The 26,150-nt window shown below is 33.4% G+C and carries 23 protein-coding genes; 21 read left to right on the top strand and 2 right to left on the bottom strand.

Features of this window, described 5'->3' with window-relative positions; all coding sequences use genetic code 11:
* The 5 genes from EYY60_RS22080 to EYY60_RS22060 form a co-directional block, all read left to right on the top strand.
* The coding region (locus tag EYY60_RS22080; RefSeq protein ID WP_132991434.1) for an Ig-like domain-containing protein at positions 1-2,503 on the top strand (2,503 nt) is incomplete at its 5' end.
* 47 nt (positions 2,504-2,550) lie between these two features.
* Complete coding sequence (locus EYY60_RS22075; protein ID WP_132991433.1) at positions 2,551-3,483, top strand: PorP/SprF family type IX secretion system membrane protein; 933 nt, start codon at positions 2,551-2,553, stop codon at positions 3,481-3,483.
* 11 nt (positions 3,484-3,494) lie between these two features.
* Positions 3,495-5,432 (top strand): OmpA family protein, encoded by a 1,938-nt coding sequence (locus tag EYY60_RS22070; protein WP_132991432.1) that lies wholly within the window; start codon positions 3,495-3,497, stop codon positions 5,430-5,432.
* A gap of 248 nt (positions 5,433-5,680) precedes the next feature.
* Positions 5,681-7,687, top strand: a complete 2,007-nt coding sequence (gene ligA, locus EYY60_RS22065) for an NAD-dependent DNA ligase LigA (RefSeq protein ID WP_132991431.1) — start codon at positions 5,681-5,683, stop codon at positions 7,685-7,687.
* On the top strand, positions 7,674-8,369 hold the full coding sequence (locus EYY60_RS22060) for a hypothetical protein (RefSeq protein WP_132991430.1): 696 nt from the start codon (positions 7,674-7,676) through the stop codon (positions 8,367-8,369). Before ligA ends, EYY60_RS22060 begins: the two co-directional genes overlap by 14 nt.
* On the opposite strand, the gene EYY60_RS22055 is transcribed toward EYY60_RS22060, so the two are convergent.
* Positions 8,355-9,266, bottom strand: a complete 912-nt coding sequence (locus EYY60_RS22055) for a bifunctional metallophosphatase/5'-nucleotidase (RefSeq protein WP_132991429.1) — start codon at positions 9,264-9,266, stop codon at positions 8,355-8,357. The genes EYY60_RS22060 and EYY60_RS22055 overlap by 15 nt on opposite strands.
* Before the next feature lie 51 nt (positions 9,267-9,317).
* Complete coding sequence (locus EYY60_RS22050; RefSeq protein WP_132991428.1) at positions 9,318-10,097, bottom strand: 5'-nucleotidase C-terminal domain-containing protein; 780 nt, start codon at positions 10,095-10,097, stop codon at positions 9,318-9,320.
* Positions 10,098-10,144: 47 nt separating this feature from the next.
* On the opposite strand from EYY60_RS22050, the gene EYY60_RS22045 reads away from it, so the two are divergent.
* From EYY60_RS22045 to EYY60_RS21970, 16 genes are all read left to right on the top strand, one after another.
* Positions 10,145-10,660 (top strand): DUF6913 domain-containing protein, encoded by a 516-nt coding sequence (locus EYY60_RS22045; protein ID WP_132991427.1) that lies wholly within the window; start codon positions 10,145-10,147, stop codon positions 10,658-10,660.
* A 14-nt stretch (positions 10,661-10,674) separates the two neighbouring features.
* The gene (gene dapA / locus EYY60_RS22040; protein ID WP_132991426.1) at positions 10,675-11,556 is read left to right on the top strand and encodes a 4-hydroxy-tetrahydrodipicolinate synthase; all 882 of its coding nucleotides are present in this window, start codon (positions 10,675-10,677) and stop codon (positions 11,554-11,556) included.
* 136 nt (positions 11,557-11,692) lie between these two features.
* Positions 11,693-12,487 (top strand): outer membrane protein assembly factor BamD, encoded by a 795-nt coding sequence (locus tag EYY60_RS22035; RefSeq protein WP_132991425.1) that lies wholly within the window; start codon positions 11,693-11,695, stop codon positions 12,485-12,487.
* A gap of 9 nt (positions 12,488-12,496) precedes the next feature.
* A complete protein-coding gene (locus tag EYY60_RS22030; RefSeq protein ID WP_008463064.1) occupies positions 12,497-12,814 on the top strand; it encodes a DNA-directed RNA polymerase subunit omega in 318 nt (105 codons plus the stop codon).
* Between the two features lie 9 nt (positions 12,815-12,823).
* Positions 12,824-14,035 carry a bifunctional phosphopantothenoylcysteine decarboxylase/phosphopantothenate--cysteine ligase CoaBC gene (coaBC, locus tag EYY60_RS22025; RefSeq protein WP_132991424.1) on the top strand — a complete coding sequence of 404 codons (1,212 nt, stop codon included), beginning with the start codon at positions 12,824-12,826 and terminating at the stop codon, positions 14,033-14,035.
* Positions 14,036-14,098: 63 nt separating this feature from the next.
* Positions 14,099-14,983 (top strand): type IX secretion system protein PorD, encoded by an 885-nt coding sequence (gene porD / locus EYY60_RS22020; RefSeq protein ID WP_132991423.1) that lies wholly within the window; start codon positions 14,099-14,101, stop codon positions 14,981-14,983.
* Positions 14,984-15,043: 60 nt separating this feature from the next.
* Entirely contained in the window at positions 15,044-16,696 is a 1,653-nt protein-coding gene (gene recN / locus EYY60_RS22015) for a DNA repair protein RecN (RefSeq protein WP_132991422.1), read from the top strand.
* 105 nt (positions 16,697-16,801) lie between these two features.
* Entirely contained in the window at positions 16,802-17,992 is a 1,191-nt protein-coding gene (fabV, locus tag EYY60_RS22010; protein WP_132991421.1) for an enoyl-ACP reductase FabV, read from the top strand.
* 129 nt (positions 17,993-18,121) lie between these two features.
* Entirely contained in the window at positions 18,122-19,120 is a 999-nt protein-coding gene (locus EYY60_RS22005; protein ID WP_132991420.1) for a glycosyltransferase, read from the top strand.
* Between the two features lies 1 nt (position 19,121).
* Entirely contained in the window at positions 19,122-19,718 is a 597-nt protein-coding gene (gene coaE, locus EYY60_RS22000; protein ID WP_132991419.1) for a dephospho-CoA kinase, read from the top strand.
* A 59-nt stretch (positions 19,719-19,777) separates the two neighbouring features.
* Complete coding sequence (locus tag EYY60_RS21995) at positions 19,778-21,364, top strand: sensor histidine kinase (RefSeq protein ID WP_132991418.1); 1,587 nt, start codon at positions 19,778-19,780, stop codon at positions 21,362-21,364.
* Positions 21,365-21,367: 3 nt separating this feature from the next.
* Positions 21,368-22,084 (top strand): response regulator transcription factor, encoded by a 717-nt coding sequence (locus EYY60_RS21990; protein WP_132991417.1) that lies wholly within the window; start codon positions 21,368-21,370, stop codon positions 22,082-22,084.
* 511 nt (positions 22,085-22,595) lie between these two features.
* Positions 22,596-23,342, top strand: a complete 747-nt coding sequence (locus EYY60_RS21985; protein ID WP_132991416.1) for a hypothetical protein — start codon at positions 22,596-22,598, stop codon at positions 23,340-23,342.
* A 4-nt stretch (positions 23,343-23,346) separates the two neighbouring features.
* On the top strand, positions 23,347-24,738 hold the full coding sequence (locus EYY60_RS21980) for an RtcB family protein (protein ID WP_132991415.1): 1,392 nt from the start codon (positions 23,347-23,349) through the stop codon (positions 24,736-24,738).
* Between the two features lie 14 nt (positions 24,739-24,752).
* Positions 24,753-25,442, top strand: a complete 690-nt coding sequence (gene prfH / locus EYY60_RS21975; protein WP_132991414.1) for a peptide chain release factor H — start codon at positions 24,753-24,755, stop codon at positions 25,440-25,442.
* Positions 25,429-25,962: a hypothetical protein gene (locus tag EYY60_RS21970; protein WP_132991413.1), complete on the top strand. Its 534-nt coding sequence runs from the start codon at positions 25,429-25,431 to the stop codon at positions 25,960-25,962. The genes prfH and EYY60_RS21970 overlap by 14 nt, the downstream gene beginning before the upstream one ends.
* Positions 25,963-26,150 lie beyond the last annotated feature (188 nt).

The following is a 26,150-nucleotide window of genomic DNA, read 5'->3' as shown; positions in this document are numbered from 1 at the left end:
ATTCGCGAGCGTTCAATTCAACGAAACAAATATTGTTTGGTATGATGCCATGACAGGAGGGAATGCGATTCCATCGACTCAGGCATTGGCAAGTGGCACTTATTATGCTGCAATCAGCGATCCGGCAACAGGCTGTGAGAGCGCAACAAGACTGAGCGTAACAATAAATGTAAATGATCCTGGAACACCGACATTGGTAAATGCAGGAACACAAAATTTCTGTTTGATCAATGCTCCGACTTTTGCAAGCGTCCAGTTCAATGAAACAAATATCGTTTGGTACGATGCCATGACAGGAGGGAATGCAATTCCATCGACTCAAGCATTGGCAAGCGGTACTTATTATGCTGCAATCAGTGATCCTGCAACAGGCTGCGAGAGCGCAACACGATTGGCAGTTGTAATCAATGTAAACGATCCTGGCACACCGACATTGGTAAACGCAGGAACACAGAACTTCTGTTTGGTTAATGCTCCGACATTTGCTAGCGTTCAATTCAATGAAACAAACATTGTTTGGTACGATGCTATGACGGGAGGAAATGCGATTCCATCTACTCAGGCATTGGCAAATGGTACTTATTATGCAGCAATCAGCGATCCGGCAACAGGCTGTGAGAGTGCAACAAGATTGAGCGTAACAATTAATGTGACAGATCCAGCGACTCCAACAACTACAAATGCGACTCAGGTTTTCTGTTCAGGAAATATGCCAACAGTTGCCAATATTCAAGTTAATGAAGCGAATGTGGTTTGGTACAGCACTATAACAGGCGGAACTGCAATTCCAGCGACTACTGCATTAGCGACTGGCGTTTATTATGGAGCAATCAAAGATCCAGTAACTGGTTGTGAAAGCAGCATAAGATTAGCCGTAAATGTTACAGTTGGAAATACTATTAATCCGACTACGACAAATGCTTCTCAAAGCTTCTGCTCAACATCGGCACCAACTATTGCTAATATTCAGGTAAACGAAAGTAATGTTACTTGGTTTAGTTCTGCTACAGGTGGGACACCAATTCCAGCAACAACTGCTTTAACGACAGGTACTTATTTTGGAAATATTGTAGATCCTGCAACAGGATGTGAAAGTTCAACTCGTTTGCAGGTTACGGTTACAGTTATTAATCCAAGTCCGACACCGACAACAACGAATGCAACTCAAAACTTCTGTACCTTGAATTCACCAACAGTGGCTAATATTCAGGTTAATGAAGCAAATGTAGTTTGGTATACAACTGCGATAGGAGGAACAGCGATTCCTGCTACGACAGCGTTAACTACAGGAACTTATTATGGAGCTGTTTCAAGTGCAATTGGCTGTGAAAATCCGATTCGTTTGGCAGTTGTGGTAAATGTAAATACTCCGGGAGTAATTACAACACCAAGAACAACGCAAACTTTCTGTTTATCAAAATTGCCAACACTTGCGAATATCTTAGTAAATGAACCAAATGTAGTATGGTATGCTACTGCAACAGGAGGAACACCTTTAGCAGCAAATACACAATTAACTGCTGGAACTTACTATGCTTCGGCTCTTGCTAATACAACAAATGGATGTGAAAGCGCAACAAGATTAGGAATTACAATTGCATTCGAAAATGACGCATTAGTTCCAATTACAACAAGCGACGATACGCCATGTGTTTTCCAAGGTGTAACTTATTCAGTAGCAAATGGTAAATCAAATTATGTTTGGTCAGTTACCAACGGAACAATTATTTCTGGCGGAGGAACTGCTGATGGAAATGTAACAATCTCATGGTCAGATATTGGTTCAGGTCAAGTTAAGGTTACGTACATCAACACTTGTGATGAAACAACTACCAAAACATTGAATGTTACAGTGGCAACTTGTTCAGATTTGACAATTACAAATACAGTGAGCAATCCAACTCCAAATTTTGGTGAGCAAATAACATTCACAGTAACTGTAAATAATGTTGGACAAGGAAACTTCATAAACACACTTGTAAGTGACTTATTGCCTAACGGTTATGAATTAATTAGTTCAAGCACAACTCAAGGAACATTTGACCCAACAACACAGCTTTGGACAATTCCAACGCTAAATGCAGGTCAAAGTGTAGTTCTTACAATTGTTGCTGAAGTAGTTCATGGAACTGATTACTTATCTGTTGCAACTATTGAAATTTCAACTCCTTTAGATATTTCTGCAGCAAACAACTCGGCTTCTGCTTCTGTTGATCCAATTTGTTTGACAGTGTATAATGAGTTTACACCAAATAATGATGGTGCTAATGACTTATTCAGAATTGACTGTATCGAATCGTATCCAAACAATGAGTTGAAAGTATACAACAGATACGGTGCATTAGTGTACAGCAAACAACATTATGAAAACGATTGGAATGGAACTGCCAATGTGTCTGGAGTTATTAGTAGAGGAGATATGCTGCCAACAGGTACTTATTTTTATGTGATAGACATTGGAGACGGAACGGTTAAAAAAGGATGGTTATCTATAATGAGATAAGCAGACATTGTTAATCATCTAATTAATTAAACTAAATAGGTATCGTTATGAAACTATATATAAAATCATTAGAAGCATATTTTATACTGATATGCTCTTTTATCACAGTCTGTGCCAACGCACAGCAAGATCCGGAGTACACGCAGTATATGTACAATACAATGGCGGTAAATCCAGCTTATGCTGGGTCTACCGGTACTTTAGAAGCAACACTTTTGTATCGTTCTCAATGGATCGGAATTGATGGTGCTCCAGAAACACAATCGTTCTCAATTCATGCACCTCTTCGAAATGAAAAAGTTGGTTTAGGACTTAGTGTTGTCAATGACAAAATTGGCCCATCAAATGAACTTTATCTTGACGGAAACTTTTCTTATTCAGTTCCACTTGGATATGAAAAAAGATTAGCTTTTGGTTTGAAAGCGGGTATGAGAATGTTAAACGTTGATTGGTCAAAGGGGAGGTATTACGATCCAAATGATGTTTTGTTGAATCAAAACATTGACAATCAGGCAAAATTAGCAGTTGGGGCTGGAATCTATTATTATACTGATAAATGGTATGTGGGAGCATCAGTTCCAAGTTTTATCCAGAACACTTATTACGATGATATTCAGGAATCCATCGACTATGATCGTTTGCATTATTATTTCATGGGAGGTTATGTTTTTGATTTGAATCCAAATTTAAAATTCAAACCTGCATTTTTAGTGAAAGCAGTGAGTGGGGCACCACTTACTGCTGATATATCGGCGAATTTTATGATTGCTGAAAAATTTGTAATCGGTGGCTCATACAGAACAGATGATTCTGTGAGTATCTTGGCTGGTTTTCAAATCTCTAAAAGTTTTTATGTTGGATACGCTTTCGATTATACCGTTAGTGATCTGAATAAATACAACGACGGATCGCATGAGATTATCTTGCGTTACCAGTTTAATAAAGGCGAAAGTAAAATCAAATCCCCTCGATTCTTCTAAATCCAAAACCTATGAAAAAACTATATATCCTAAGTTTAGTCTTGAGCATTACGTTTAGTTTTGCTCAAAAGACTAATTTAAAGAAAGCGGATGCTCTGTTTAGAAATTATGCTTACGCAGATGCGTCAAAGGCATATGAAGAAATTCTGCAAAACAGCAAAAATCCGTCAGTACAAACGTTAAAGAACGCAGCCGATTCGTATTATTTTATTTCCGATGAAAGAAATGCTATGAAATGGTATAAAAAATTATACGAAGCGCAAGGCAACAATTTAACTGATATTTATTACTTGCGTTATATCCAGACTTTGAAAGGAGTAAAGGATTATGATCAAGCAGATAAAATGACAAAAGAATATCTGAATAAAAAAGGTGATCAAAACGAGATAAACCGATATGTTGCGCAGAAAAAACAACTCGACAGTTTGTCTAAAGCAAAATCACTTTACACAGTTAAAAATCTAGATATCAATACCAGTAAATCTGATTTTGGAGCTACTTTTTTCCAAGACAGGATTGTGTTTACATCTGCTAGAGATACGACAAAGTTCAGTGAAAAGTTATACACTTGGAACAATCAGCCTTTCTTGAATCTATATTTGGCAGATAGAAATCAAGCTGACGGAAGCTTGTTTAATGAAACACTATTTCTTCCAAATGTAATGACGAAGTATCATGAAGCAACGGCTTCTTTTGATGCAAGTGGAAAAACCATTTATTATTCTACGAACATTGTCAAAAAGAACAAATTGGTAATTGATGAAAGCAAAACCAATAATTTTCAAATCGTTAAGGGAAGCATTGTAAACAATAAATTAGAAAATCCACAACAGCTTTTCTTTGATAATGCCGACTATTCGGTTGGGCATCCCTCATTAAGTGAAGATGGAAAATGGCTTTTCTTTGCTTCTGATATGAAAGGCGGAGTTGGTGAAACTGATTTGTATTATGTAAAAATCGCCGATGACGGAACAATGAGTTCTCCAGTAAATCTTGGTCCAAAAATTAATACGCTTGGAAATGAAGTTTTTCCATATTTCAGAAATGGGAAGCTTTATTTCTCTTCTGATGGACATTATGGTCTAGGTGATTTGGATGTTTACGAAAGCAAACTTTTGTCTGACGGAACTTTTTCTGATCCAGTCAACTTAGGTGAACCAATTAATAGCAATAAAGATGATTTTACCTTTGTAATTGATGGTGCCGAAACGTATGGTTATGTTTCATCAAACAGAGAAGGAGGAAAAGGTGATGATGATATTTATGCTTTTGTAAAAGGAAAACCGGTTTGTAATCAGACGATTTCAGGTATGGCAATAGATAAAAAGACTAGATTGCCTCTTACAGATGTTTCAATTATGGCATATAATTCATATACAGAAGTTCTTGGTGAAACAAAAACAAATTTTGAAGGTAAATATGCGATTGAAGTGCCTTGCGGAAAAGTTGTAAAAATGATTGCCGCAAAGCCAAATTACGCCAGTGATGAAAAAACAGTTGAAACGACAAAAGAAAACGGTGGCGAAATCAAAGATGTCAATTTTGAATTGAGCAATTATGATGATCTAGTTGTTAAAAGCAAAGGCGTTGAAAAAGTCGATGTTAAACCAATCTATTTTGATTACGACAAATATGACATTACGCCTTTAGCGATTGAAGAGTTGACTAAAGTGGTTTTCATTATGCAGAAGTTTCCAAACATCAGAATCAAGATTGAATCACACACGGATTCTCGAGGAAAAGATGCCTATAATTTGAAACTTTCTGACAATAGAGCAAAATCAACACGTGATTATATTATTTCTCAAGGAATCGATGCTTCTCGTATTGAGAGTGCAAAAGGTTACGGAGAAAGCAGATTGATTAATAAATGCAAAAACGGAGTAAAATGTACCGAAGAAGAGCATTTGTTAAATAGACGTTCGGACTTTATCATTATCCAGAAATAGTTTTATATTTACAAGATAATAATTTGATTATCAGTCTTTAAGATGTAAAACAAAGAAACCATTTGGAAGTTGGTTTTGTTTAATTCTTTTTTAAGAATAATGGACAAGAAGAAAATCAAGTCGCATCGTTTTGTGACTTGATTTTTGATTTTTTAAAACTTTAGTTTCTATGATGTTTTTGATAAAAAATAATCCTAATTTTGATATTCAGTTATTCAAAATTACAACCTGCATCATTTTAATATCTTATGACAATTCAAGAAAATATTCAAGCTTTACGAGAGGAACTTAACCAGCACAATTACAATTATTATGTGCTTGATAATGCTACAATTTCAGATTATGATTTCGATATTAAACTTAAAGAGCTTCAAGATTTAGAAAACAAACACCCAGAATTTTTTGATGAGAATTCACCAACCCAGCGCGTGGGAGGTGCAATTACTAAAAATTTCAAAACAATCGCGCATCAATATCGCATGTATTCTTTAGACAATTCTTATTCTAAAGAAGATCTATTGGATTGGGAAAATCGTATTCAAAAAGTTTTAGGAAATGTAAAACTAGAATATACTTGCGAATTAAAATATGATGGCGCATCAATCAGCATCACTTATGAAAATGGAAGATTAGTCCAGGCATTAACTCGTGGAGATGGTTTTCAAGGCGATGAGGTAACAAACAATATCAAAACGATAAAATCGGTTCCATTGCAATTAAAAGGAAATTATCCTGAAAAATTTGATATACGAGGCGAAATAATTCTGCCTTATGCTGGTTTTGAAAAAATGAATCAGGAATTGATTGAAATAGGAGAAACGCCTTATTCAAATCCAAGAAATACCGCTTCTGGAAGTTTGAAACTTCAAGATAGTGCTGAGGTCGCTAAGCGTCCGTTAGAGTGTTTATTATATTTTGTTACCGGAAATAATTTGCCTTTTTCTTCTCAATTTGAAGGATTAGAATCGGCAAGAAAATGGGGATTTAAAGTTCCGAAGGAAGCAAAATTGGTCGATAATATGAACGAAGTCTTTGATTTTATAGATTATTGGGATACGCACAGGCATAATTTGCCGTATGAAACAGATGGTGTTGTAATAAAAGTGAACAATATTCAATATCAAGAAGAATTAGGTTACACTGCAAAATCACCGCGTTGGGCAATAGCTTATAAATTCAAGGCCGAACAAGTCTCAACTAAATTAAATTCAATTTCATATCAAGTTGGTCGCACGGGAGCGATCACGCCAGTGGCTAATTTGGCTCCAGTTCAATTAGCAGGAACGATTGTAAAAAGAGCTTCTCTACATAATGCAGACCAAATTGAAAAATTAGATATCAGAATTAATGATACTGTTTTTGTCGAAAAAGGGGGAGAAATCATACCAAAAATTATTGCGGTCGATTTAGACAAACGCCCAGAAAATTCAGAGAAAACACATTATATTACGCATTGCCCCGAATGTAAAACTAAATTAGAACGAAATGAGGGCGAAGCCAATCATTATTGTCCTAATTTTTACGGTTGTGCTCCGCAAATTATTGGGCGTATTCAGCATTATATTTCAAGAAAAGCAATGGATATTGAAGGTCTTGGAGGTGAAACAGTAGCTTTGCTTTTCAAAAATGGATTAGTTCATAATTATGCCGATTTATACGAATTAAAAGTCGAAGATATTTTGCATTTGGAAAGAATGGCGCAAAAATCAGCAGAGAATTTAGTGAATGGAGTAGAAAAGTCTAAAGAGATTCCGTTTGAAAGTGTTCTTTTTGCTCTAGGAATTAGATATGTAGGTGAAACTGTTGCTAAAAAATTAGCCAAACATTACAAAAGTATCGATGCTTTGGCACAAGCTTCGTTAATGGATTTGGTTTTAGTTGATGAAATTGGTGAACGAATTGCCAAAAGCGTAATCGAATTTTTTGAAAATGAAGAAAATAAACGAATAATTGAGCGTTTGAAAAGTTATGGTGTTCAATTTGAAATAGTTGAAAAAATTAACCCCAACGCTACAGAAAAATTCATCGGAAAAACATTTGTTGTTTCGGGAGTATTTGCTCAGTTTTCAAGAGATGAATTGAAAAAAACAATCGAAGATAATGGTGGAAAAGTAGGAAGTTCAATTTCTGCAAAAACTGATTTTGTGGTAGCAGGTGATAACATGGGGCCAGCAAAATTGGAAAAAGCCAACAAATTAAATATTCCGATATTATCAGAGGAAGATTTTATAACTAAACTAAATGAAAGCGAATAAACCGTCTTTGATTTTATTTTTTGTAGCCTTATTGTTTACAATAATACTGGACTGCACACAACAGGATATTTTGGCAATTTATGCTAAAGCTGTTGTTTTGCCTGCCATTTTCTTCTATTTCATTATCAGTAGTGATTTTAAAATTGGAAAAACCGAAGGGGTGATTTTTTTCTTTTGCTTCGTTGGGCAGGTTTTTGATCTGATGGATATCGAAATATCAGAACTTGGTGGAGTAATAAGCTTTTTAATTGTCTATTCATTGATTTTAAAGCTTTTTATAATAGACCACGAAAGAATAAAATTAAAAAGAAAGGATATTCTTCCGGTTTCAATCGTGGTCATATTTATTGTCTATTTGCTTGTTTCTGTTTTAAGTCTTCAGCTTGACAACATGAAAAGATTTAATCTGCTTTATACTTTTTACGGAATTGTGTTAAGTGTCTTGAGCTACTATTCATTCGTCACTTATATTACAAAAGGAACACATTTAGCACTTTTAATGTCTTTAATGGCAATAAGTTATATTTTTTCAGACATCTTTTATATTTTCAATCAATATTTTTCGTATTCGGTCGTTTTAGTGCTTATTCGCGATGTGACACAAATTTTAGGATACTATTTTATGGTTGAATATTTTCTTGAAAAAAACAGGATTCAAAAAAAGATGTTATACAATAATTGATTTTCCTTGGTTTGTATGATTCTTGTTTTTGTCAAAATAAAAATCAATACGACCTAGATTAATTCCATAACAACCAACCTGATTTACCAATACATTTTCGCCAGCTTTGTTTTTTACAATTGTTGGTTTGTCAAGAAAAGTATGTGTATGGCCGCCAATGATTAAATCAATATCTTGAGTCAATTCGGCCAATTTTAAATCACAAATTTTTGTTGGCTCATCTTTGTAGTTGTAGCCAAGATGTGACAAACAAATTACCAAATCACATTTTTCTTGTTTTTTTAGCAACTGAGTCATATCCTGAGTAATTTCTATAGGATCATTATAAACAGTTTCTTTGTACATTTTTTTATCAACTAAACCGTCAAGCTCAATTCCTACGCCGAAAACACCAACTTTGATTCCGTTTTTATTGAAAATTTTATAAGGTTTTACAAGTCCGTTCATGACAGTGTTTTTAAAGTCATAATTAGAATTGATGAATTCAAATTTTGCATGAGGCATTTGTGCATACAAACCTTCAACGCCATTGTCAAAATCATGGTTCCCAATTGTTGAAGCATCATATTTCATCATGCTCATCAGCTTAAATTCAAGTTCTCCTCCATAATAATTAAAATAAGGAGTTCCTTGAAAAATATCTCCCGCATCTAGCAAAAGTACATTTGGGTTTTCCTGACGAATCGTTTCAATAAGCGCCGCACGTCTAGAAACGCCTCCTTTGTTTGCATTACGCGGATCATCAGCCGGAAAAGGATCAATGTGGCTGTGAACATCATTAGTATGCAAAATCGTAAGGTGCTTTATATCATCGGTTTCAAAACTGCTTAATGACAAACCTAAACTTAGCAAGGCAGTACTGGCAGCAGTTTTTTCTATAAATTCTCTTCTTTTCATGGGATATATTTTTTTGCGTAAACGCTGGTAATTTTACTTTTTATTTAAATATTATTCTTCTGTAATTCTGATGTCTCTGGGTACCGGAATCGTATCAACTTCTTTAAAATAGTCAATCAATACATCTCGAAGTTTATAGTTTAAATCATATTTTTCAACACTCTTACCAAAGAAATTCATGTTGTCACCTCTATTGGCAAGATAGTCGTTGGTAGCAACATAATAAATTTTATTTAGGTCAAGAGGTTTTCCTTGAACAAGAATATTTTTAGCTGTTTTGTCTTTCGCAATTGTAAATGTCATTCCTGAAAGCGGCTGCGGTTTTTTTTCCTTAATAATATAAGCAGTAATTTCTTGAATTTGTTCTCCCTTTAAACCTAGAACAACTAAGTTATTTTCAAAAGGCATAATTTCAAAAGCAGTTCTTGTCGTTACATTGCCTTTTGGAAGTATAGCACGAATACCGCCATGGTTTAACAAGCACATATCAATTGTTTTGTTTTCACGTTTTTTAAAAACCAGATTTCCTCTTTGTACGCAAACATCAGCCATTAATGATCCAATTGTGGTTTGCCATTTTCCAACGCTTTTGTCTAAAGTTTCAGGACAATACGCCAAAACACTATCCAAATCCTTATTTATATGGTCGCGATACGGTTTAATAAAGCTTTCTATTGCTGGAGTTTCAGCACCTTTTTCGGTTATCGGAATCTGTTTCCCTTCTATCTTGGTTAGATTGTAGTTTTTCGGGCTACAGGAGAAAATGAAAAATAGTGTTAAGAATATAACAAAAAGTTTTAAAAATACGTTATACTTTTTTAGTTTTACCATCTTAAATGCGACTTAAATAATTAATTTTGTAATCTGGTAAAAATACTATGTTTTTAAATTATATAAAGGAATTATTTGTAAAAAAATCATTAAAAAATAGCCTGAATTATAATGTCGAAAGTGAAGTCTTTACCAGTAACATACAAACAATTGGTTTATTGATAGATGAAAGCGAGTTTGACAAATCAGAAGAGTTGATAAATGAGCTTATCCAGCACGGAATTGCTAGCAAAAACATAAAAGTTCTAGGCTATAAAGATAAATTTGAGAAGAAAAAAACATATTCAAGACCTACTTTTGGTAAAATACATATCAATTGGAGAGGAGAATTTTCAGAATCTTTTTTAAATGAATTTATAGAGCAAGAATTTGATCTCTTGATTAGTTATTATGAAATTGAAAAAACAATTTTAATGATAATGACTAACAGATCAAAAGCAAAATTTAAAATCGGATTTTCATCAGTGGATCAAAGATTAAATCGATGGATGATAAATACAGCAATTGAAAATTACAAAGTATTTGTTTCCGAATTGTTTAGGTATTTAAAAAGTATAAAATAAATTTAATTAAAAATATGCAATCATTAATAGGAACTGGTGTTGCGCTTGTAACTCCATTTAAAAAAGATTTTTCAGTTGACATCGAAGCTTTACAACGCATTGTAAACTTCTCTATCGATGGAGGAGTTGAATATCTTGTTGTTATGGGAACGACAGCAGAAAATGCTACCCTGACTTCAGAAGAAAAAGAATTGGTTATAAAGACAGTAATTGATGTGAATAAGGGAAGATTGCCTCTAGTTTTAGGAGTTGGAGGGAATAATACTATGCAGATTGTTGAAGAATTAAAAACAAGAGATTTTTCTGCTTTTGAAGCGATATTGTCTGTCTCGCCATATTATAACAAACCTACACAAGAAGGGATTTATCAGCATTTTAAAGCAATTGCTGAAGCTTCGCCAATTCCTGTGATTTTATACAATGTTCCAGGAAGAACTTCAAGCAATATGCTTCCTTCAACAGTACTTCGTCTGGCTAATGATTTTGAAAATGTTGTAGCGATAAAAGAAGCAGCAGGAGACATGGCTCAAGCAATGCAGATTATTAAAAATGCGCCAAAAGATTTTCTTGTAATTTCTGGAGATGACATGCTTGCATTACCAATTGTTTTAGCAGGTGGAGCAGGAGTTATTTCTGTAATTGGACAAGGTTTCCCTAAAGAATTTTCAGAAATGATTCGTTTAGGATTAAATAAAAAAGTAGCCGATGCTTTTAAAACACATTACTTTTTATCAGACAGTATCGATATGATTTTTGAGCAGGGAAATCCAGCTGGAATTAAGCAAATCTTCCAAGCCCTTGGAATTGCTGACAATACTGTTCGTCTTCCATTGGTTTCTGTTGATGATTCTTTAGCAGAGAGGCTTAATGAGTTTGTAAAAAACAGCATTAAATAATTGTTAAAGTGTTAGTATTTTAAGATACTAAAAAATTATTTTGCAGTAGCTAAATTAATAACTAAATTTGCACCGAAACTTCGGTGTGATTTTGCTTTGGCAAATTGTCTCAGAGAATCATAATAAAAGTAAGAAAATGAAAAAAATAGTATCATTATTAATTGTTGTTGCCCTTTTTTGTTCTTGTAGTGATTACCAAAAGGTATTAAAAAATGAAGATGTTGCAGCAAAATTTGAAATGGCAACAAAAATGTATGATGCAGGTAAATATTCAAAAGCGATTCGTCTTTTTGAGCAATTAGCACCTTCGTATAGAGGGAAGCCTCAGGCCGAAAAGCTTTTTTACATGTTTTCACAATCTTACTACAAAACGCATCAGTATTATTTAGCGGGTTATCAATTTGAAAGTTTTGTTTCAGGTTATCCACGAAGTGAAAAAGTGCAAGAAGCGGCATTTTTGGGTGCGTACAGTTATTCAAAACTAGCTCCTGTTTATAGTTTAGATCAGGCAGATACAGTAAAAGCTTTAGAGAAATTGCAAGCTTTTATCGATAATTATCCAAATTCTGAATACATTCCTCAGGCTAATGAGGCAGTGAAAGTTTTAAATGGAAAATTGGAGAAAAAAGCATACGAAAATGCTAAAGGTTATAATACGATTTCTGATTATAAATCAGCTTTAGTTGCATTTGATAATTTTATTGCTGATTTTCCTGGAACGCCTTTTAAAGAAGATGCTTTGTTCTACAAATATGATTCAGCATATCAATTGGCAATAAACAGTATTCCTCAAAAAATGGAAGAGCGTTTAAATGTTGCAAAGGTTGCTTACAATAACTTAATTAAGTTTAAAAGCGATACAAAATATAGAAAACAGGCAGACGAAATGTATGCCCGAGTTGAAACTGATTTACAAAAATATACTAAATAAAAAAAAGTCATGGATTTAAAAAAGACGAATGCTCCTGTAAATACAATAACTTACAACAAAACAGTTATTGAAGAGCCAACAGGAAATGTGTATGAAGCAATTACCATTATGGCTAAAAGAGCAAACCAGATTAATTCTGAAATCAAAAAAGAATTGACTGAGAAATTAGAAGAGTTTGCGACTTACAATGACAGTCTTGAAGAAGTTTTTGAAAATAAAGAACAAATTGAAGTTTCTAAATTTTACGAAAAATTGCCAAAACCACATGCTTTAGCTGTTCAAGAATGGTTAGACGGTAAAACTTACCACAGAAGTTCAAACAAATAATAAAGTATAATGTCAGTTTTAAACGGGAAAAAAATTCTACTAGGAGTTTCTGGTGGAATTGCAGCCTATAAAACAGCCTCATTAGTACGACTTTTTATAAAAGCAGGTGCACATGTCCAAGTGATAATGACACCTGCTTCTAAGGATTTTGTAACTCCATTGACGTTATCTACGTTATCAAAAAATCCTGTACACTCAAGTTTCTTTAATGAAGATGATCAAGACGCTGTCTGGAATAATCATGTTGATTTGGCACTTTGGGCTGATTTCATGTTGATTGCTCCGGCAACTGCAAATACATTGTCTAAAATGGCAACAGGAAACTGTGACAATCTTTTAATTGCTACTTATTTATCGGCTAAATGTCCTGTTTATTTTGCTCCTGCAATGGATTTGGATATGTATAAGCATCCGTCAACTTTATCCAGTTTCGCGGCGTTGAAGCAATTCAGGAATGTTATGATTCCTGCTGAAAGCGGTGAATTGGCTAGTGGTTTGTCTGGTGAAGGTCGAATGGCTGAACCTGAGAATATTGTGACTTTTCTTGAAGCCGATTTAGAAAGCAAACTTCCGTTAGTAGGAAAAAAAATACTAATAACTGCTGGTCCAACATACGAAGCGATAGATCCTGTACGTTTTATAGGAAATCATTCATCTGGAAAGATGGGTTTTGATATCGCAAACGAAGCAGCAAAATTAGGTGCGGAAGTAATTTTAATTGCCGGCCCAACTCATTTTAAGGTAAAAAACAGTTCGATTGAAGTTGTAAATGTAGTTTCTGCACAAGATATGTACGATGCTTGTCATTCACATTTTAATGATGTAGATGTGGCAATTGCAGCAGCAGCCGTGGCAGATTACAGACCAAAAGTTGTAGCTACTCAGAAAATTAAAAAAGCAGCTGAAGAATTTTCAATTGAGCTTGAAAAAACAAAAGATATCTTAGCATCGTTGGGAGCAATAAAGAAGGATCAGTTTTTAATTGGTTTTGCTTTAGAAACTGAAAACGAAATTGAAAATGCTAAGCTGAAAATTCAGAAAAAAAACTTAGATTTGATTGTTCTTAATTCCTTGCAGGATGAAGGTGCAGGTTTTAAAAAAGAAACCAATAAAGTTACTTTTATTGATAAAGATTTTAAAATCGAGCCAATGGAATTAAAATCAAAAGAGTCTGTTGCTGTTGATATTTTAAACAAAGTGATTTTGTATTTTTCGAAATAATAACTTTTTAAAGTTTAAAATAGAGTATCAACATCAATTTTACATCAACGCAAATCTTTTTTTATGAATAAAGCAGTTACATTTTTAATGTTTTTATTTTTTGGCTTTACTCAGGCGCAACAGCTAAACTGTATCGTAACAATTAATACAGAAAGGTTGCCAAATCCAAATCAGCAAGTTTTTAAAACACTTCAGACTTCATTGTCAGAATTTGTAAATAAAACGGATTGGACTGGATCGGTTTTGAAGCAAAATGAACGAATTAACTGCTCGATGTATATCACATTGTCCTCAAATAGTTCAGATCAATTTTCAGGAACAATTCAAGTGCAATCTTCACGATTGATTTTCAATTCGACATACTCTTCTCCTGTATTAAATTATAATGATAAAGATTTTAATTTTAGGTATACAGAATATGAGCCTTTATTGTTTAATCCAACTACTTTTGAGTCAAATCTGGTTTCTGTCATTTCGTTTTACTGTTATATGATTTTAGGGATGGATGCTGATACTTTTCAAGTAGGAGCAGGGAATCAGTATCTTCAAACGGCCCAGAATATTGCAAATGTGGCACAGCAAGGAGGTTCGAAAGGATGGAGCCAGGCAGACGGCATTCAAAATCGTTATTATTTGATAACCGATATGATTTCGCCAATGTACAGCGATCTTCGCCAAGTTACTTATATGTATCATACTGGTTTGGATAAAATGAGCGACGACTTGAAAGGAGCCAAGGAGAGAATAAAAGCTTCATTGATGCTGATTGGGAAATTTAATACCGTCAAACCGAATGCTTTTTTAACACGAGTCTTTTTTGATGCAAAATCGGATGAAATAACTTCAATTTTTTCAGGTGGGCCAAGTATTTCAGTTACAGACTTAACTGATGTTTTAAATAAAGTTTCGCCGTTGAACAGTACAAAATGGACACAAATTAAGTTTTAGTTGCTTTTTTAGTCTTATTTTTACGTTCGCCATTAACTAATATATCCTCAAATTTATTTTATGATTACTTCGCTGTCGATTAAAAATTATGCTTTGATTGAAAAACTTTCTATCGATTTTTCAAAAGGATTTTCAATAATTACAGGTGAAACAGGAGCAGGTAAATCAATTATCTTAGGTGCTTTAGGATTGGTTTTAGGAAAAAGAGCCGATTTGACTTCTTTGAAAAATAAAGAAGAGAAATGTGTGATCGAAGCACAATTTGAAATCTCAAAATACAATTTAAAAGATTTTTTTGAAGCAAATGATTTGGATTATGAGGATGAAACCATCATTCGAAGAGAAATTTTGCCTTCAGGGAAATCTCGTGCTTTTATAAACGATAGCCCAGTGAATCTTCAGGAATTGCAAGATTTAAGTTTGTTTTTGATCGATATTCATTCGCAGCAACAAACTCAGGAATTGTCTGATGAAAGTGTTCAGTTCAAAATAATTGATGCTATTGCAAATAATACCGATGTTATTTTAGAATATCAAAAATTATTAAAAACATATAAATCAGATAAATCGAAACTTAATGCGTTGCTGAAAAAACAAAGCGACTCAGGAAAAGAACAAGAATATAATACGTTTTTGTTGAATGAATTGGTTTCGGCGAAATTAAAATCAGGAGAACAGGAAGAGCTTGAAGCTGATTTTGAAAAACTGAATAATATTGAGGCGATAAAAGAATCGTTAGATAAATCTTTGACAATTGCAAATGAAGAGCAATTTGGAGTTTTGCATAATTTAAATGAAGTAAAAACGGCGCTTCAGAAAATAGCTCCATTTTCTGCAGAATATCAAGCTTTATCTGAAAGAATTATAAGTTTGACGATCGAATTTGATGATGTTTCGAAAGAACTTCAAAATTGTTCGGAAAAATTACTGAATGATCCCGCGCAGTTAGAATTAATCAGCCAAAAATTACAACTGATTTATAATCTTCAAAAGAAACATCAAGTATCTACTGTTGATGAATTGATCCAAATTGAAGCTGCATTAAGTAGTACAGTTTTAGAATTAGGAAATATTGAAGAAGAAATTGCTTCGTTGACAAAAGTGATTGACGAAAAAACAGTAGAGTTGGATGCTTTTTCTAAATCAATTCATCAAAACCGTTTGAATGCAATTCCGGTTTTATCCAATAAACTGATTTCTATTTTAGAAACTTTAGGAATGCCAAATGTACGTTTCAATATTGAACTTTTGCCATCTGAAACCTATTTTTCAAATGGGAAAGATGAGCTACAGTTTTTGTTTTCGGCAAATAAAGGGACTGATTTCGGATTGCTTAAAAAAGTAGCTTCTGGAGGAGAAATGTCCCGTATTATGCTGGCTGTAAAAGCAATTTTAGCACAATATTCAAAACTTCCAACATTAATTTTTGACGAAATCGACACAGGGGTTTCAGGTGAAATTGCGATCAGAATGGGCGAAATCATGAAAGAAATGAGTACATCGATGCAGATTTTTGCCATAACACATTTACCACAAATTGCGGCTAAAGGAGATTCTCATTTCAAAGTTTTCAAATCAACAGTTGATGATGATACACAATCAGAATTAAAGCTTTTGTCTCAGGACGAAAGAGTTATCGAAATTGCCCAAATGTTATCTGGAGCAGTTGTTTCTGATTCGGCTTTAAATCATGCTAAAGCCTTGTTGAACTAAAGAAATACTTTATATTTGTCATCTAAAAACGAATTAAACAAAGCTAAATAAGTTAATCAATTGCCTGAATTGGTGATTGCTATATTAACGAATAAACAAAAAAATATGATTATAGAACCTAGAATGAGAGGCTTTATTTGCTTGACAGCACACCCAGATGGTGCCGAGCAAAATGTTAAAAATCAAATAGAATATGTAAAATCAAAAGGAGCAATTGCTGGTGCTAAGAAAGTATTGGTTATTGGAGCTTCAACAGGTTTCGGACTAGCTTCAAGAATCACAAGTGCTTTTGGATCTGATGCATCAACAATTGGAGTGTTTTTTGAAAAACCACCAGTTGAAGGAAAAACAGCTTCACCAGGTTGGTACAATTCTGCTGCATTTGAAAAAGAAGCTCATAAAGCAGGTTTATATGCAAAAAGTATCAATGGAGATGCGTTTTCAAATGAAATAAAAAGAGAAACTCTTGATTTAATTAAGGCTGATTTAGGACAAGTTGATCTTGTAATTTATAGTTTGGCTTCTCCAGTGCGTACAAATCCTAACACAGGTGTTACTCACCGTTCGGTTTTAAAGCCAATTGGACAAACTTTTACAAACAAAACGGTTGATTTTCATACAGGAAAAGTATCTGAGGTTTCAATTGCGCCAGCAAATGAAGAAGATATCGAGAATACAGTTGCTGTTATGGGAGGTGAAGACTGGGCAATGTGGATTGATGCTTTAAAAGCTGAAAATTTATTAGCTGAAGGAGCTGTTACTGTTGCTTATTCTTATATCGGACCTGGATTGACAGAGGCTGTTTATCGTAAAGGAACAATCGGACGTGCAAAAGATCATTTAGAAGCTACTGCATTTACTATTACTGACAGCTTAGAATCAATAGGAGGAAAAGCTTATGTTTCTGTAAATAAAGCATTAGTTACTCAGGCGAGTTCTGCAATTCCTGTAATTCCATTGTATATTTCTCTTTTATATAAAATTATGAAAGAAGAAGGAATTCATGAAGGTTGCATCGAGCAAATCCAACGTTTATTCCAAGACAGATTATACAATGGTTCTGATGTTCCTGTTGATGAAAAAGGAAGAATCAGAATTGATGACTGGGAAATGAGAGATGATGTTCAAGAAAAAGTGGCTAACCTTTGGTTGGAAGCTACAACTGAATCGTTGCCAGAAATTGGAGATTTAGCTGGATATAGAAATGATTTCTTGAATTTGTTTGGATTTGAATTTGCTGGAGTTGATTATAAAGCTGAAGCAAACGAAATAGTTGATATTGAAAGTATCAAATAAGGATATTGAGAAATATAAAATGAAAAACCATCAACCAAAAGTTGATGGTTTTTTTGTGAATATAGCCTATCTTTGTTAAAATTTTGAATTATAAAAAAAAATTGCCATTCTAATACCGCATATCCTGTTATGATTTTTTCTTTAATTATACCCGTGTATAATCGTCCAGATGAAGTTGATGAACTTTTAGAAAGTCTTACAAAATCTGATTATAATGAACCTTTTGAAATTGTGCTTGTTGAAGACGGCTCTTCGATTCCGTGCAAGGATGTAGTGATGACGTATCAAGGAAAACTGAATATCTCTTATTATTTTAAAGAAAATTCAGGCCCAGGCGATTCAAGAAATTTTGGAATGCAGAAAGCTAGAGGTGATTATTTCATCATTTTTGACTCAGATTGCATTATTCCGCCTAATTATTTGACTGAAGTCAGAAAAGCATTAAATGAAAAATATGTAGATTGTTTTGGAGGTCCAGATAAAGCTTTAGACAGTTTTTCTAGTATTCAAAAAGCTATCAATTTTGCGATGACGTCATTTTTGACAACTGGCGGTATTCGAGGCGGTTCTGAAAAAATAAGCAAATTTCAGCCAAGAAGTTTCAATATGGGAATTTCTAAAAAGGCTTTTCTGGTATCAAAAGGTTTTGGTAATATTCACCCGGGAGAAGATCCTGATTTGTCGATTCGTTTGTGGAATTTAGGTTTTGAAACGAGATTGTTTTCGGAAGCATATGTATATCACAAGAGAAGAATCGATTGGGAGAAGTTTTCTGTCCAAGTACATAAATTCGGAATCGCTCGACCGATATTAAATAGCTGGTATCCAGAACATAATAAGTTGACTTTTTTCTTTCCGACATTCTTCTTGTTTGGATTATTATTAGCTTTTTTATTGTTAATTTTTAACATTGATATTTTATTACAATTATATTTTGTATATTTCGTTATTATTTTTCTTACAGCAAGTATTCAGAATAAAAGCATCAAGATTGGATATCTTTCTGTAATAGCAGTTTGGAAACAATTTTATGGCTACGGAACAGGTTTTTTAAAATCTTTTGTAAAAGTCATTCTTTTGAAAAAGAAGCCGCAAGACGCATTTCCTAAAATGTTTTTTAAAATATAAAATGACAAAAGTTATTGGCTTGACCGGCGGAATAGGAAGCGGCAAAACAACCGTCGCTAACTATTTTAAGGAAATGGGAGTTCCTGTTTATATTGCCGACGATGGCGCAAGAGTTGTAATGCAGGCCGAAGATGTCATAGAAAAAATTAAAAAGACATTTGGAGCAGCTCTTTTTGAAAACAATGTTTTAAACAGAGCAAAACTTGCCGATATTGTATTTAATGATTCAGATAAGCTTGCACAACTTAATGCAATAGTGCATCCGGCAGTAAAAAAAGATTTTGAGGCATGGCTTTTGTTGCGTGCAAAAGAAGAGTATGTAATTTATGAGGCAGCAATATTGTTTGAAAGTGGCCGATATAAAGAGTGCGATAGTATAATTACAGTTACTGCCCCAGTAGAAGTAAGAATTGAAAGAGTCTTAAAACGAGATAATACCACACGTGAACAAGTTTTAAGCAGAATGCAAATGCAATGGAAAGATGAAGATCGCATTTCCAAGAGTAATTTTGTTATTAATAACGTAAATCTTAAAATTGCTAGAGAAGAAGTTGTTAAAATTCTTAAAATTTTAAATATAAAACAAAATCAGTCTTAAATGTTAATATTTGGTTAATGTATTATTTAGTATATTGTTAAAATATTAATTTTGTTTCGATGAATAAATTATTTTTTAGAATACTTGTTTTGCTTATGAGTTTGTCCTTAATAGGGATAATTCTGGTTCAGGTATTTTGGTTCAATTCGTCGTTCAAAAACAATGACGAGCAATTTAAATACCACGTTACTCAAGTAATTGGAAATGTAGCTGATAAGCTTGAACAGCAAGAAGAATACAGCTTTTATGACAAATACAACCGCATAAAAGATAGTACAGGTAAAATTCCTAAAAAAGAAGATTTGCTGGAGGTTTTATACGTTCAGAGAAATACAAAAACAAATAAAACAATTGTATATTCAAATACACTTACTTCTGAAGATTATGATATAAGCGGTTCGCTTTTCAATAAAAAATTCAGCAGTGAAAGATTTAAGAATTTTAGTTCTAAACGTGTTACTGAAGTTTATAATAACAATAATAGTATTGATAATAATTCTTTAGGACAGACTATCATTCCTGATTTAAAAATTGAGAAATCGGGAAGTTTAGATATCTTAAATAAAGTACAGCAACAAATTCAGTACAAAGATATCGCTTCACTGACTCCTATTGAAGGTAGAATTACAAAAGACAAACTTTATAAACTCTTAAAGAAAGAATTAGAGGAATATGGTGTTAAGACCAAATTTGAGTTTGGTGTTCTTAGCAGTGGTTTGCCTACAAAAGTAAAATCTGATGGTTTTCATTATGATAAAGATTTAAGCTATCATGTGCCAATTTATACTGATAATGAAGGAAACAGCAAATATGAATTGTTTTTGACATTTCCGTATAAAAAGAAATTTTTGTTGTCAGAATTATTGAGCATCACAATATTATCTATTGTTTTTACGCTTATTATTATAATTGCATATACTAGTGCATTAAATCAATTGTTGCGTCAAAAACATATATCTGAAATCAAAACAGATTTCATAAACAATATGACGCACGAGTTTAAGACTCCAATTGCGACTATAAATTTGGCACTGGATGCCATTAAGAGCCCAAAAGTTATTGAAGATAAAGAAAAAGTGTATCGATACCTTCAAATGATCAGGGACGAAAATAAAAGAATGCATGCGCAGGTTGAAAACGTTCTTCGAATTTCGAAATTAGAAAAGAGAGAATTGGATATCACAAAAGAACCGACGATCGTTACTGATGTTATTGATGATGCTATTGAACACGTAAATCTGATTTTAGAAGACAGACAAGGTACTGTTGTAAAACATTATAATGCTGCTAGAACTACTTGTTTGATAAATGAAGTTCACTTTACGAATGTATTGGTTAATATTTTAGAGAATGCTATTAAATATTCTCCAGATACTCCAGAAATCGAAATCTTTACTGAAAATGTAAAAGATATGATTCTGATAAAAGTGAAGGATCATGGTTTGGGAATGAGTAAGATAGCTCAAAAACGAGTATTTGAGAAGTTTTACAGAGAACACACAGGAGATCTGCACAATGTTAAGGGCCATGGTTTAGGATTGGCGTATGTAAAAAGAATAGTTGAAGACCACAACGGTCAAGTATATGTTGAAAGCGAAAAAGGAAAAGGTAGCACCTTTATAATAAAAATACCATTAATAAATTAAAATATGGAAAATACTAACAAAAGAATACTTTTAGTAGAAGATGACCTAAATTTTGGGGCGGTTCTTAAAGATTATCTAATGTTAAATGACTTTGAAGTTACTTTAGCTAAAAACGGTATGGAAGGTTTCGAAAAATTCAAGAAAGATGTATATGATTTATGCATTTTGGATGTAATGATGCCTTATAAAGATGGTTATACTTTAGCCAAAGAAATTAGAGAAAAAAACAGCGAAGTGCCAATTATTTTCTTGACAGCAAAATCAATGAAAGAAGATGTGTTGAAAGGATATAAAGCTGGTGCAGACGATTATTTAAATAAACCTTTTGATTCAGAGGTTTTGTTGATGAAAATTAAAGCTATTATCCAGAGAAAATCTGCTGATAATAAAGCAGAACAAGTACAATTTGAATTCAATATTGGTAAATTCCACTTAAATTCTAAACTAAGATTTTTGACTTTCCAAGATGAAGAGCCAATAAAATTATCTCCAAAAGAAAATGAATTGCTTAAAATGCTTATTCTTCATGAAAACGACTTAATGCCAAGAGAATTAGCTTTGACAAAAATTTGGAGAGATGACAACTATTTTACTTCAAGAAGTATGGATGTTTACATCGCGAAATTGAGAAAATATCTAAAATCTGATGAGGATGTTGAAATTTTAAACATTCACGGAGAAGGTTTCAGATTAGTTGTAAAAAGCAAAGTAACTGAATAATAATTCGCTATAAAAGATAAAAGCTCTGAGAAATCAGAGCTTTTTTTATGCATTTTGACTAAATTCTTTCTATTGTTTTTTTGTAATGAGGTAAGGGGTTAGTGTTTTGATTTTTAACTATTTGTCGCGTTTTTTTATTTGTTGTTTTTAGAATGCGAATTTTATTTTGATGAATTTTCTTAAAATAAATTTGGAAAATCAAAAAACAATTATGAATATTTGCAGACGAAAAAAAATAATAACCCTTTAAAAACGAAGAAAAATGTTTGTACTTACATTGACATCACAAAGCTTCACGCCAAATGGATTTGGTGTAGCAGTTCTTCGTGGCTTATTTCAATCTTAGAAATATATTTTTAGATATATAAAAAAGCCCGAAGACATTTAGTTTCGGGCTTTTTTTATTCTAGACACTTCAAAATTTTCCCGAAAAAAACGATTTATTATCTATCTGTATCGATAGAATGTTTAAGCCTATTTGGCTGTTAACTTAATGCATTATAATTTTTTAATGGAAAATTATACGGTAGAGGAGTATGCTTTGTGTACTCGTTTTAAAAGTAAAAGAAGGAAAAAAAGATTAGTAAAAGAAGATTTTGAAAGACAATTAATCCAACTGGACAAACTTGAGAAAAAACTTTGGAAACAGCGTAATAACTTGCCTTGGATCCTGCTAGATGAACCTTATCAAAAAGGATGGCAGCGTCATTTTAAATTAAGAGATGATGTTGTAAGATCAAGTGAAGCAGAATTTTATAAAACTCTGTTGGAAAAGATAAATACTTGGCAGTTTTCTTCGGATAAAACCTTTAAAAAAAGGAAAAGTAAAAAGAGAAAAAATGCTTCTTCTGTACAAATTCAAAGGCTGAAAGAATTTACGGAAAGTGAATGGAACAATTCGAAATTGGAATTATCAGAAAGAGAAAAAGTGCATTTTACCAAGCAAGAACGTTGGAGTAAAGTTTTTGATAGATATAGAATTCATTATGTGTTTAACGAGTCTTGGCGCTACGTGCTTCAGGTAAAACCGTACATGATTACGCATAAAAGAATGCTGGATTCTGATTTAGAAAGTGAAATTCAGCTTATTTCAAATTATACTTCAAATTATAATCTTAGAGGAAAAATAAACAGATTAGTAAAAGGGCAATCTTACAAATGGGGGTATTTTCAAAGTGAAAACCCAAGAGAGATAAGCCCAATTAAAAATAAAAGTCTACATGTACTGTATCAGCAATATGTAGATGAAATGATATAAAATCATGGGAAATAAATTATCTGGAAAAGACCTGATTAAGTTAGGTTTTCCAAAGAACAATTCAATAAATATCGCCTTAGGGCAAATAAACAGATATAGAAAAAGAGAGAAAAAAGAATCTATTCTAACAGAAGCAAAAGATGTTTTGCTAAATCCTGAAAAGTACGAAGGAAACGGAACTTTGGGAAAAGTGGCTGAAGGTTTAATTAAACCAGTTCAGGTAAGAATGCATCAGCTTAAAAATACGAGAGCTCCTTTTAGAATTTTCGGAGAAAATGAAATTGATGAGCATGCAAAATTTCAATTGTATGATTCATTGAAACTGCCAATTTCAGTTGCTGGAGCTTTAATGCCAGATGCGCACTCGGGTTACGGATTGCCAATTGGTGGCGTATTAGCGACTGATAATGCTGTAATTCCATATGGAGTTGGTGTTGATATCGGTTGCCGAATGAGTCTTTCAATTTTTGATTTGCCTGCTTCTCATTTTAAAGGAAGAGAACATCAATTAGAAGCCATTTTAAGAGATAATACTAAGTTCGGAATGAATGAAGTGCAATCTTCAAGAGTAGATCATGAGGTTTTTCATAAAAGTGAGTTTCAAGATATTCCGTTGTTAAAGAATCTTTTGCCAAAAGCATACAAGCAATTGGGAAGTTCAGGCGGAGGAAATCATTTTGTGGAATTTGGAATTGCTAAAATTGACAATCCTGAGAACGAATGGAAACTCGAAAAAGGCGAATATTTTGCTGTTCTATCGCACAGCGGTTCTCGTGGATTGGGTGCAAACATTGCGAAACATTACACGTATTTGGCAACAAAACAATGTCCCTTACCCAAAAATGTACAGCATTTGGCTTGGCTAGATTTGAATACACACGACGGTCAGGAATACTGGCTGGCAATGAATTTGGCGGGAGAATATGCCAAAGCCTGTCACGACGATATTCACAGACGAATTGCCAAAGCTATCGGAAAAAGAGTAGTGGTTACGATTGAAAATCATCACAATTTTGCTTGGAAAGAAATCGTAAATGGTCAGGAATGCATTGTACACAGAAAAGGAGCGACGCCAGCAGGAGAAGGACAATTAGGAATAATTCCAGGCTCTATGACTGCTCCTGGTTTTATTGTGAAAGGAAAAGGAAATCCTGAAAGCTTGAATTCAGCTTCGCATGGTGCGGGACGTTTGTTTTCGAGAGCTAAATGCAAAAGCAGTTTTACACAAAGTCAAATCAATAAAGAATTAAAGAAGCATGAAGTGACTTTGATTGGAGGAAATATTGATGAAGCGCCAATGGCTTACAAAGACATTGAAAAAGTAATGGCAAACCAAACTGATTTAGTTGAAGTTCTGGGAACTTTTACACCAAAGATTGTTAGAATGGATCGCTAAAGAAAGGAAAAGAAATGGAAAGAATAATTCAGATAACAGCGGGTCGCGGACCTGCAGAATGCACTTGGGTTGTTGCCCAAGTGCTTAAAAAAGTCTTGGAAGAAGCCGAAGATCAGAATTTAGATGTGGTTTTATTACAAAGAGAAAAAGGAGAAGAAAATGGAACCATAGAAACCGCATCGATTTCTGTAAAAGGAAAAAATGCTGATCAGTTTGTGAAATCTTGGGTTGGAACGATTCAATGGATTGGTCAGAGTCAGTTTAGGAAAATGCACAAACGCAAAAACTGGTTTATTGGAATTTTTGAAATTGAACAACAAAAGAATGCATTTGTTTCAGAAAATGATATTCAGTATCAAGCCATGAGAAGTTCCGGAGCAGGAGGTCAGCATGTGAATAAAGTGAGTTCGGCAATTCGGGCAACTCATATTCCGACTGGGATTGCAGTTGTTTCTATGGACAGCCGTTCACAGCACCAAAACAAAAAACTGGCAACAGAAAGATTATTAAAAAAACTAGAAGACGAGAAACTTACTCAACTTAAAAATCATGTAGGGAAACAATGGGAAAATCAGCTCAATGTAGAGCGCGGAAATCCAATCAGAGTTTTTGCAGGAAGTGATTTTAAAAAGAATAAAGTTGAGAAAAGTTACAAAGGAACTCGTCAGAAATTAAAAAACGATTTACGAAATGAAAACAACTGATAAATATCTTTTTCAGGCCTTGGATAATTATCCGTTTTGGTTGGAAGGAACAATTGAATCTTTAGATTATGCTTTTTCTTATGATGATAAAAACACAATGGTTTTGTGCTTATATGGAAGAATTCAGGCAGAGCAATTGATGAATTATGAAGAAGCAAAATCTTATTTTCAGCAAGCTTTAGCGATTAATATTCATGCGCTTGAAGTATATCCGTATTATTTAAAAACATTGATTTTGAATGAAGATTATGAGGAAGCACAAAAGTTGATTGATTTTGCTTTGACTGTAAAAGGAATAAACAAATCGGAGATTTATGTCAAAAAAGCCATTCTTTTAGAAGCGCAAAATGAGTTTAAAAAAGCATTAGAAGAAATTAAAAATGCGAAACTTCATTTGTTGCAATTTAATTATGAGTCTGATATTACTGATGTAGAGAAAAGAATTGAGAATAAAATTGATTTGCTTAAAAAGAAGAAGGTGAAGAAATCTAAGAAAGGCTCTAAAAAGAAATCGAAATGATTATGATAAAAAAACGATGCAAAATTTGCATCGTTTTTTTTGTTCTATTAAGAATATTTAGTTAAAGTTTGTCATTTCGACCGAAGGGAGAAATCACACAAGAAACTCCGAACAAAATATCGCCAATCTTAGTAGAATTTCTAGTGTGATTTCTCCCTTCGGTCGAAATGACAAGATTGTGGGGAAAT

Source organism: Flavobacterium zhairuonense, from assembly GCF_004352915.1.
Lineage (GTDB): Bacteria > Bacteroidota > Bacteroidia > Flavobacteriales > Flavobacteriaceae > Flavobacterium > Flavobacterium zhairuonense.
Note: the sequence above shows the minus strand (reverse complement) of the source record. Positions and strands in the feature narration are given on the sequence as shown.

What these genes read in the sequence shown, in the direction of transcription:
- EYY60_RS22075 (WP_132991433.1), top strand. Translation starts at nt 2,551, where the DNA reads ATGAAACTATATATAAAATCATTAGAAGCATATTTTATACTGATATGC.
- EYY60_RS22070 (WP_132991432.1), top strand. Translation starts at nt 3,495, where the DNA reads ATGAAAAAACTATATATCCTAAGTTTAGTCTTGAGCATTACGTTTAGT.
- ligA (WP_132991431.1), top strand. Translation starts at nt 5,681, where the DNA reads ATGACAATTCAAGAAAATATTCAAGCTTTACGAGAGGAACTTAACCAG.
- EYY60_RS22060 (WP_132991430.1), top strand. Translation starts at nt 7,674, where the DNA reads ATGAAAGCGAATAAACCGTCTTTGATTTTATTTTTTGTAGCCTTATTG.
- EYY60_RS22055 (WP_132991429.1), bottom strand. Translation starts at nt 9,266, where the DNA reads ATGAAAAGAAGAGAATTTATAGAAAAAACTGCTGCCAGTACTGCCTTG.
- EYY60_RS22050 (WP_132991428.1), bottom strand. Translation starts at nt 10,097, where the DNA reads ATGGTAAAACTAAAAAAGTATAACGTATTTTTAAAACTTTTTGTTATA.
- EYY60_RS22045 (WP_132991427.1), top strand. Translation starts at nt 10,145, where the DNA reads ATGTTTTTAAATTATATAAAGGAATTATTTGTAAAAAAATCATTAAAA.
- dapA (WP_132991426.1), top strand. Translation starts at nt 10,675, where the DNA reads ATGCAATCATTAATAGGAACTGGTGTTGCGCTTGTAACTCCATTTAAA.
- EYY60_RS22035 (WP_132991425.1), top strand. Translation starts at nt 11,693, where the DNA reads ATGAAAAAAATAGTATCATTATTAATTGTTGTTGCCCTTTTTTGTTCT.
- EYY60_RS22030 (WP_008463064.1), top strand. Translation starts at nt 12,497, where the DNA reads ATGGATTTAAAAAAGACGAATGCTCCTGTAAATACAATAACTTACAAC.
- coaBC (WP_132991424.1), top strand. Translation starts at nt 12,824, where the DNA reads ATGTCAGTTTTAAACGGGAAAAAAATTCTACTAGGAGTTTCTGGTGGA.
- porD (WP_132991423.1), top strand. Translation starts at nt 14,099, where the DNA reads ATGAATAAAGCAGTTACATTTTTAATGTTTTTATTTTTTGGCTTTACT.
- recN (WP_132991422.1), top strand. Translation starts at nt 15,044, where the DNA reads ATGATTACTTCGCTGTCGATTAAAAATTATGCTTTGATTGAAAAACTT.
- fabV (WP_132991421.1), top strand. Translation starts at nt 16,802, where the DNA reads ATGATTATAGAACCTAGAATGAGAGGCTTTATTTGCTTGACAGCACAC.
- EYY60_RS22005 (WP_132991420.1), top strand. Translation starts at nt 18,122, where the DNA reads ATGATTTTTTCTTTAATTATACCCGTGTATAATCGTCCAGATGAAGTT.
- coaE (WP_132991419.1), top strand. Translation starts at nt 19,122, where the DNA reads ATGACAAAAGTTATTGGCTTGACCGGCGGAATAGGAAGCGGCAAAACA.
- EYY60_RS21995 (WP_132991418.1), top strand. Translation starts at nt 19,778, where the DNA reads ATGAATAAATTATTTTTTAGAATACTTGTTTTGCTTATGAGTTTGTCC.
- EYY60_RS21990 (WP_132991417.1), top strand. Translation starts at nt 21,368, where the DNA reads ATGGAAAATACTAACAAAAGAATACTTTTAGTAGAAGATGACCTAAAT.
- EYY60_RS21985 (WP_132991416.1), top strand. Translation starts at nt 22,596, where the DNA reads ATGGAAAATTATACGGTAGAGGAGTATGCTTTGTGTACTCGTTTTAAA.
- EYY60_RS21980 (WP_132991415.1), top strand. Translation starts at nt 23,347, where the DNA reads ATGGGAAATAAATTATCTGGAAAAGACCTGATTAAGTTAGGTTTTCCA.
- prfH (WP_132991414.1), top strand. Translation starts at nt 24,753, where the DNA reads ATGGAAAGAATAATTCAGATAACAGCGGGTCGCGGACCTGCAGAATGC.
- EYY60_RS21970 (WP_132991413.1), top strand. Translation starts at nt 25,429, where the DNA reads ATGAAAACAACTGATAAATATCTTTTTCAGGCCTTGGATAATTATCCG.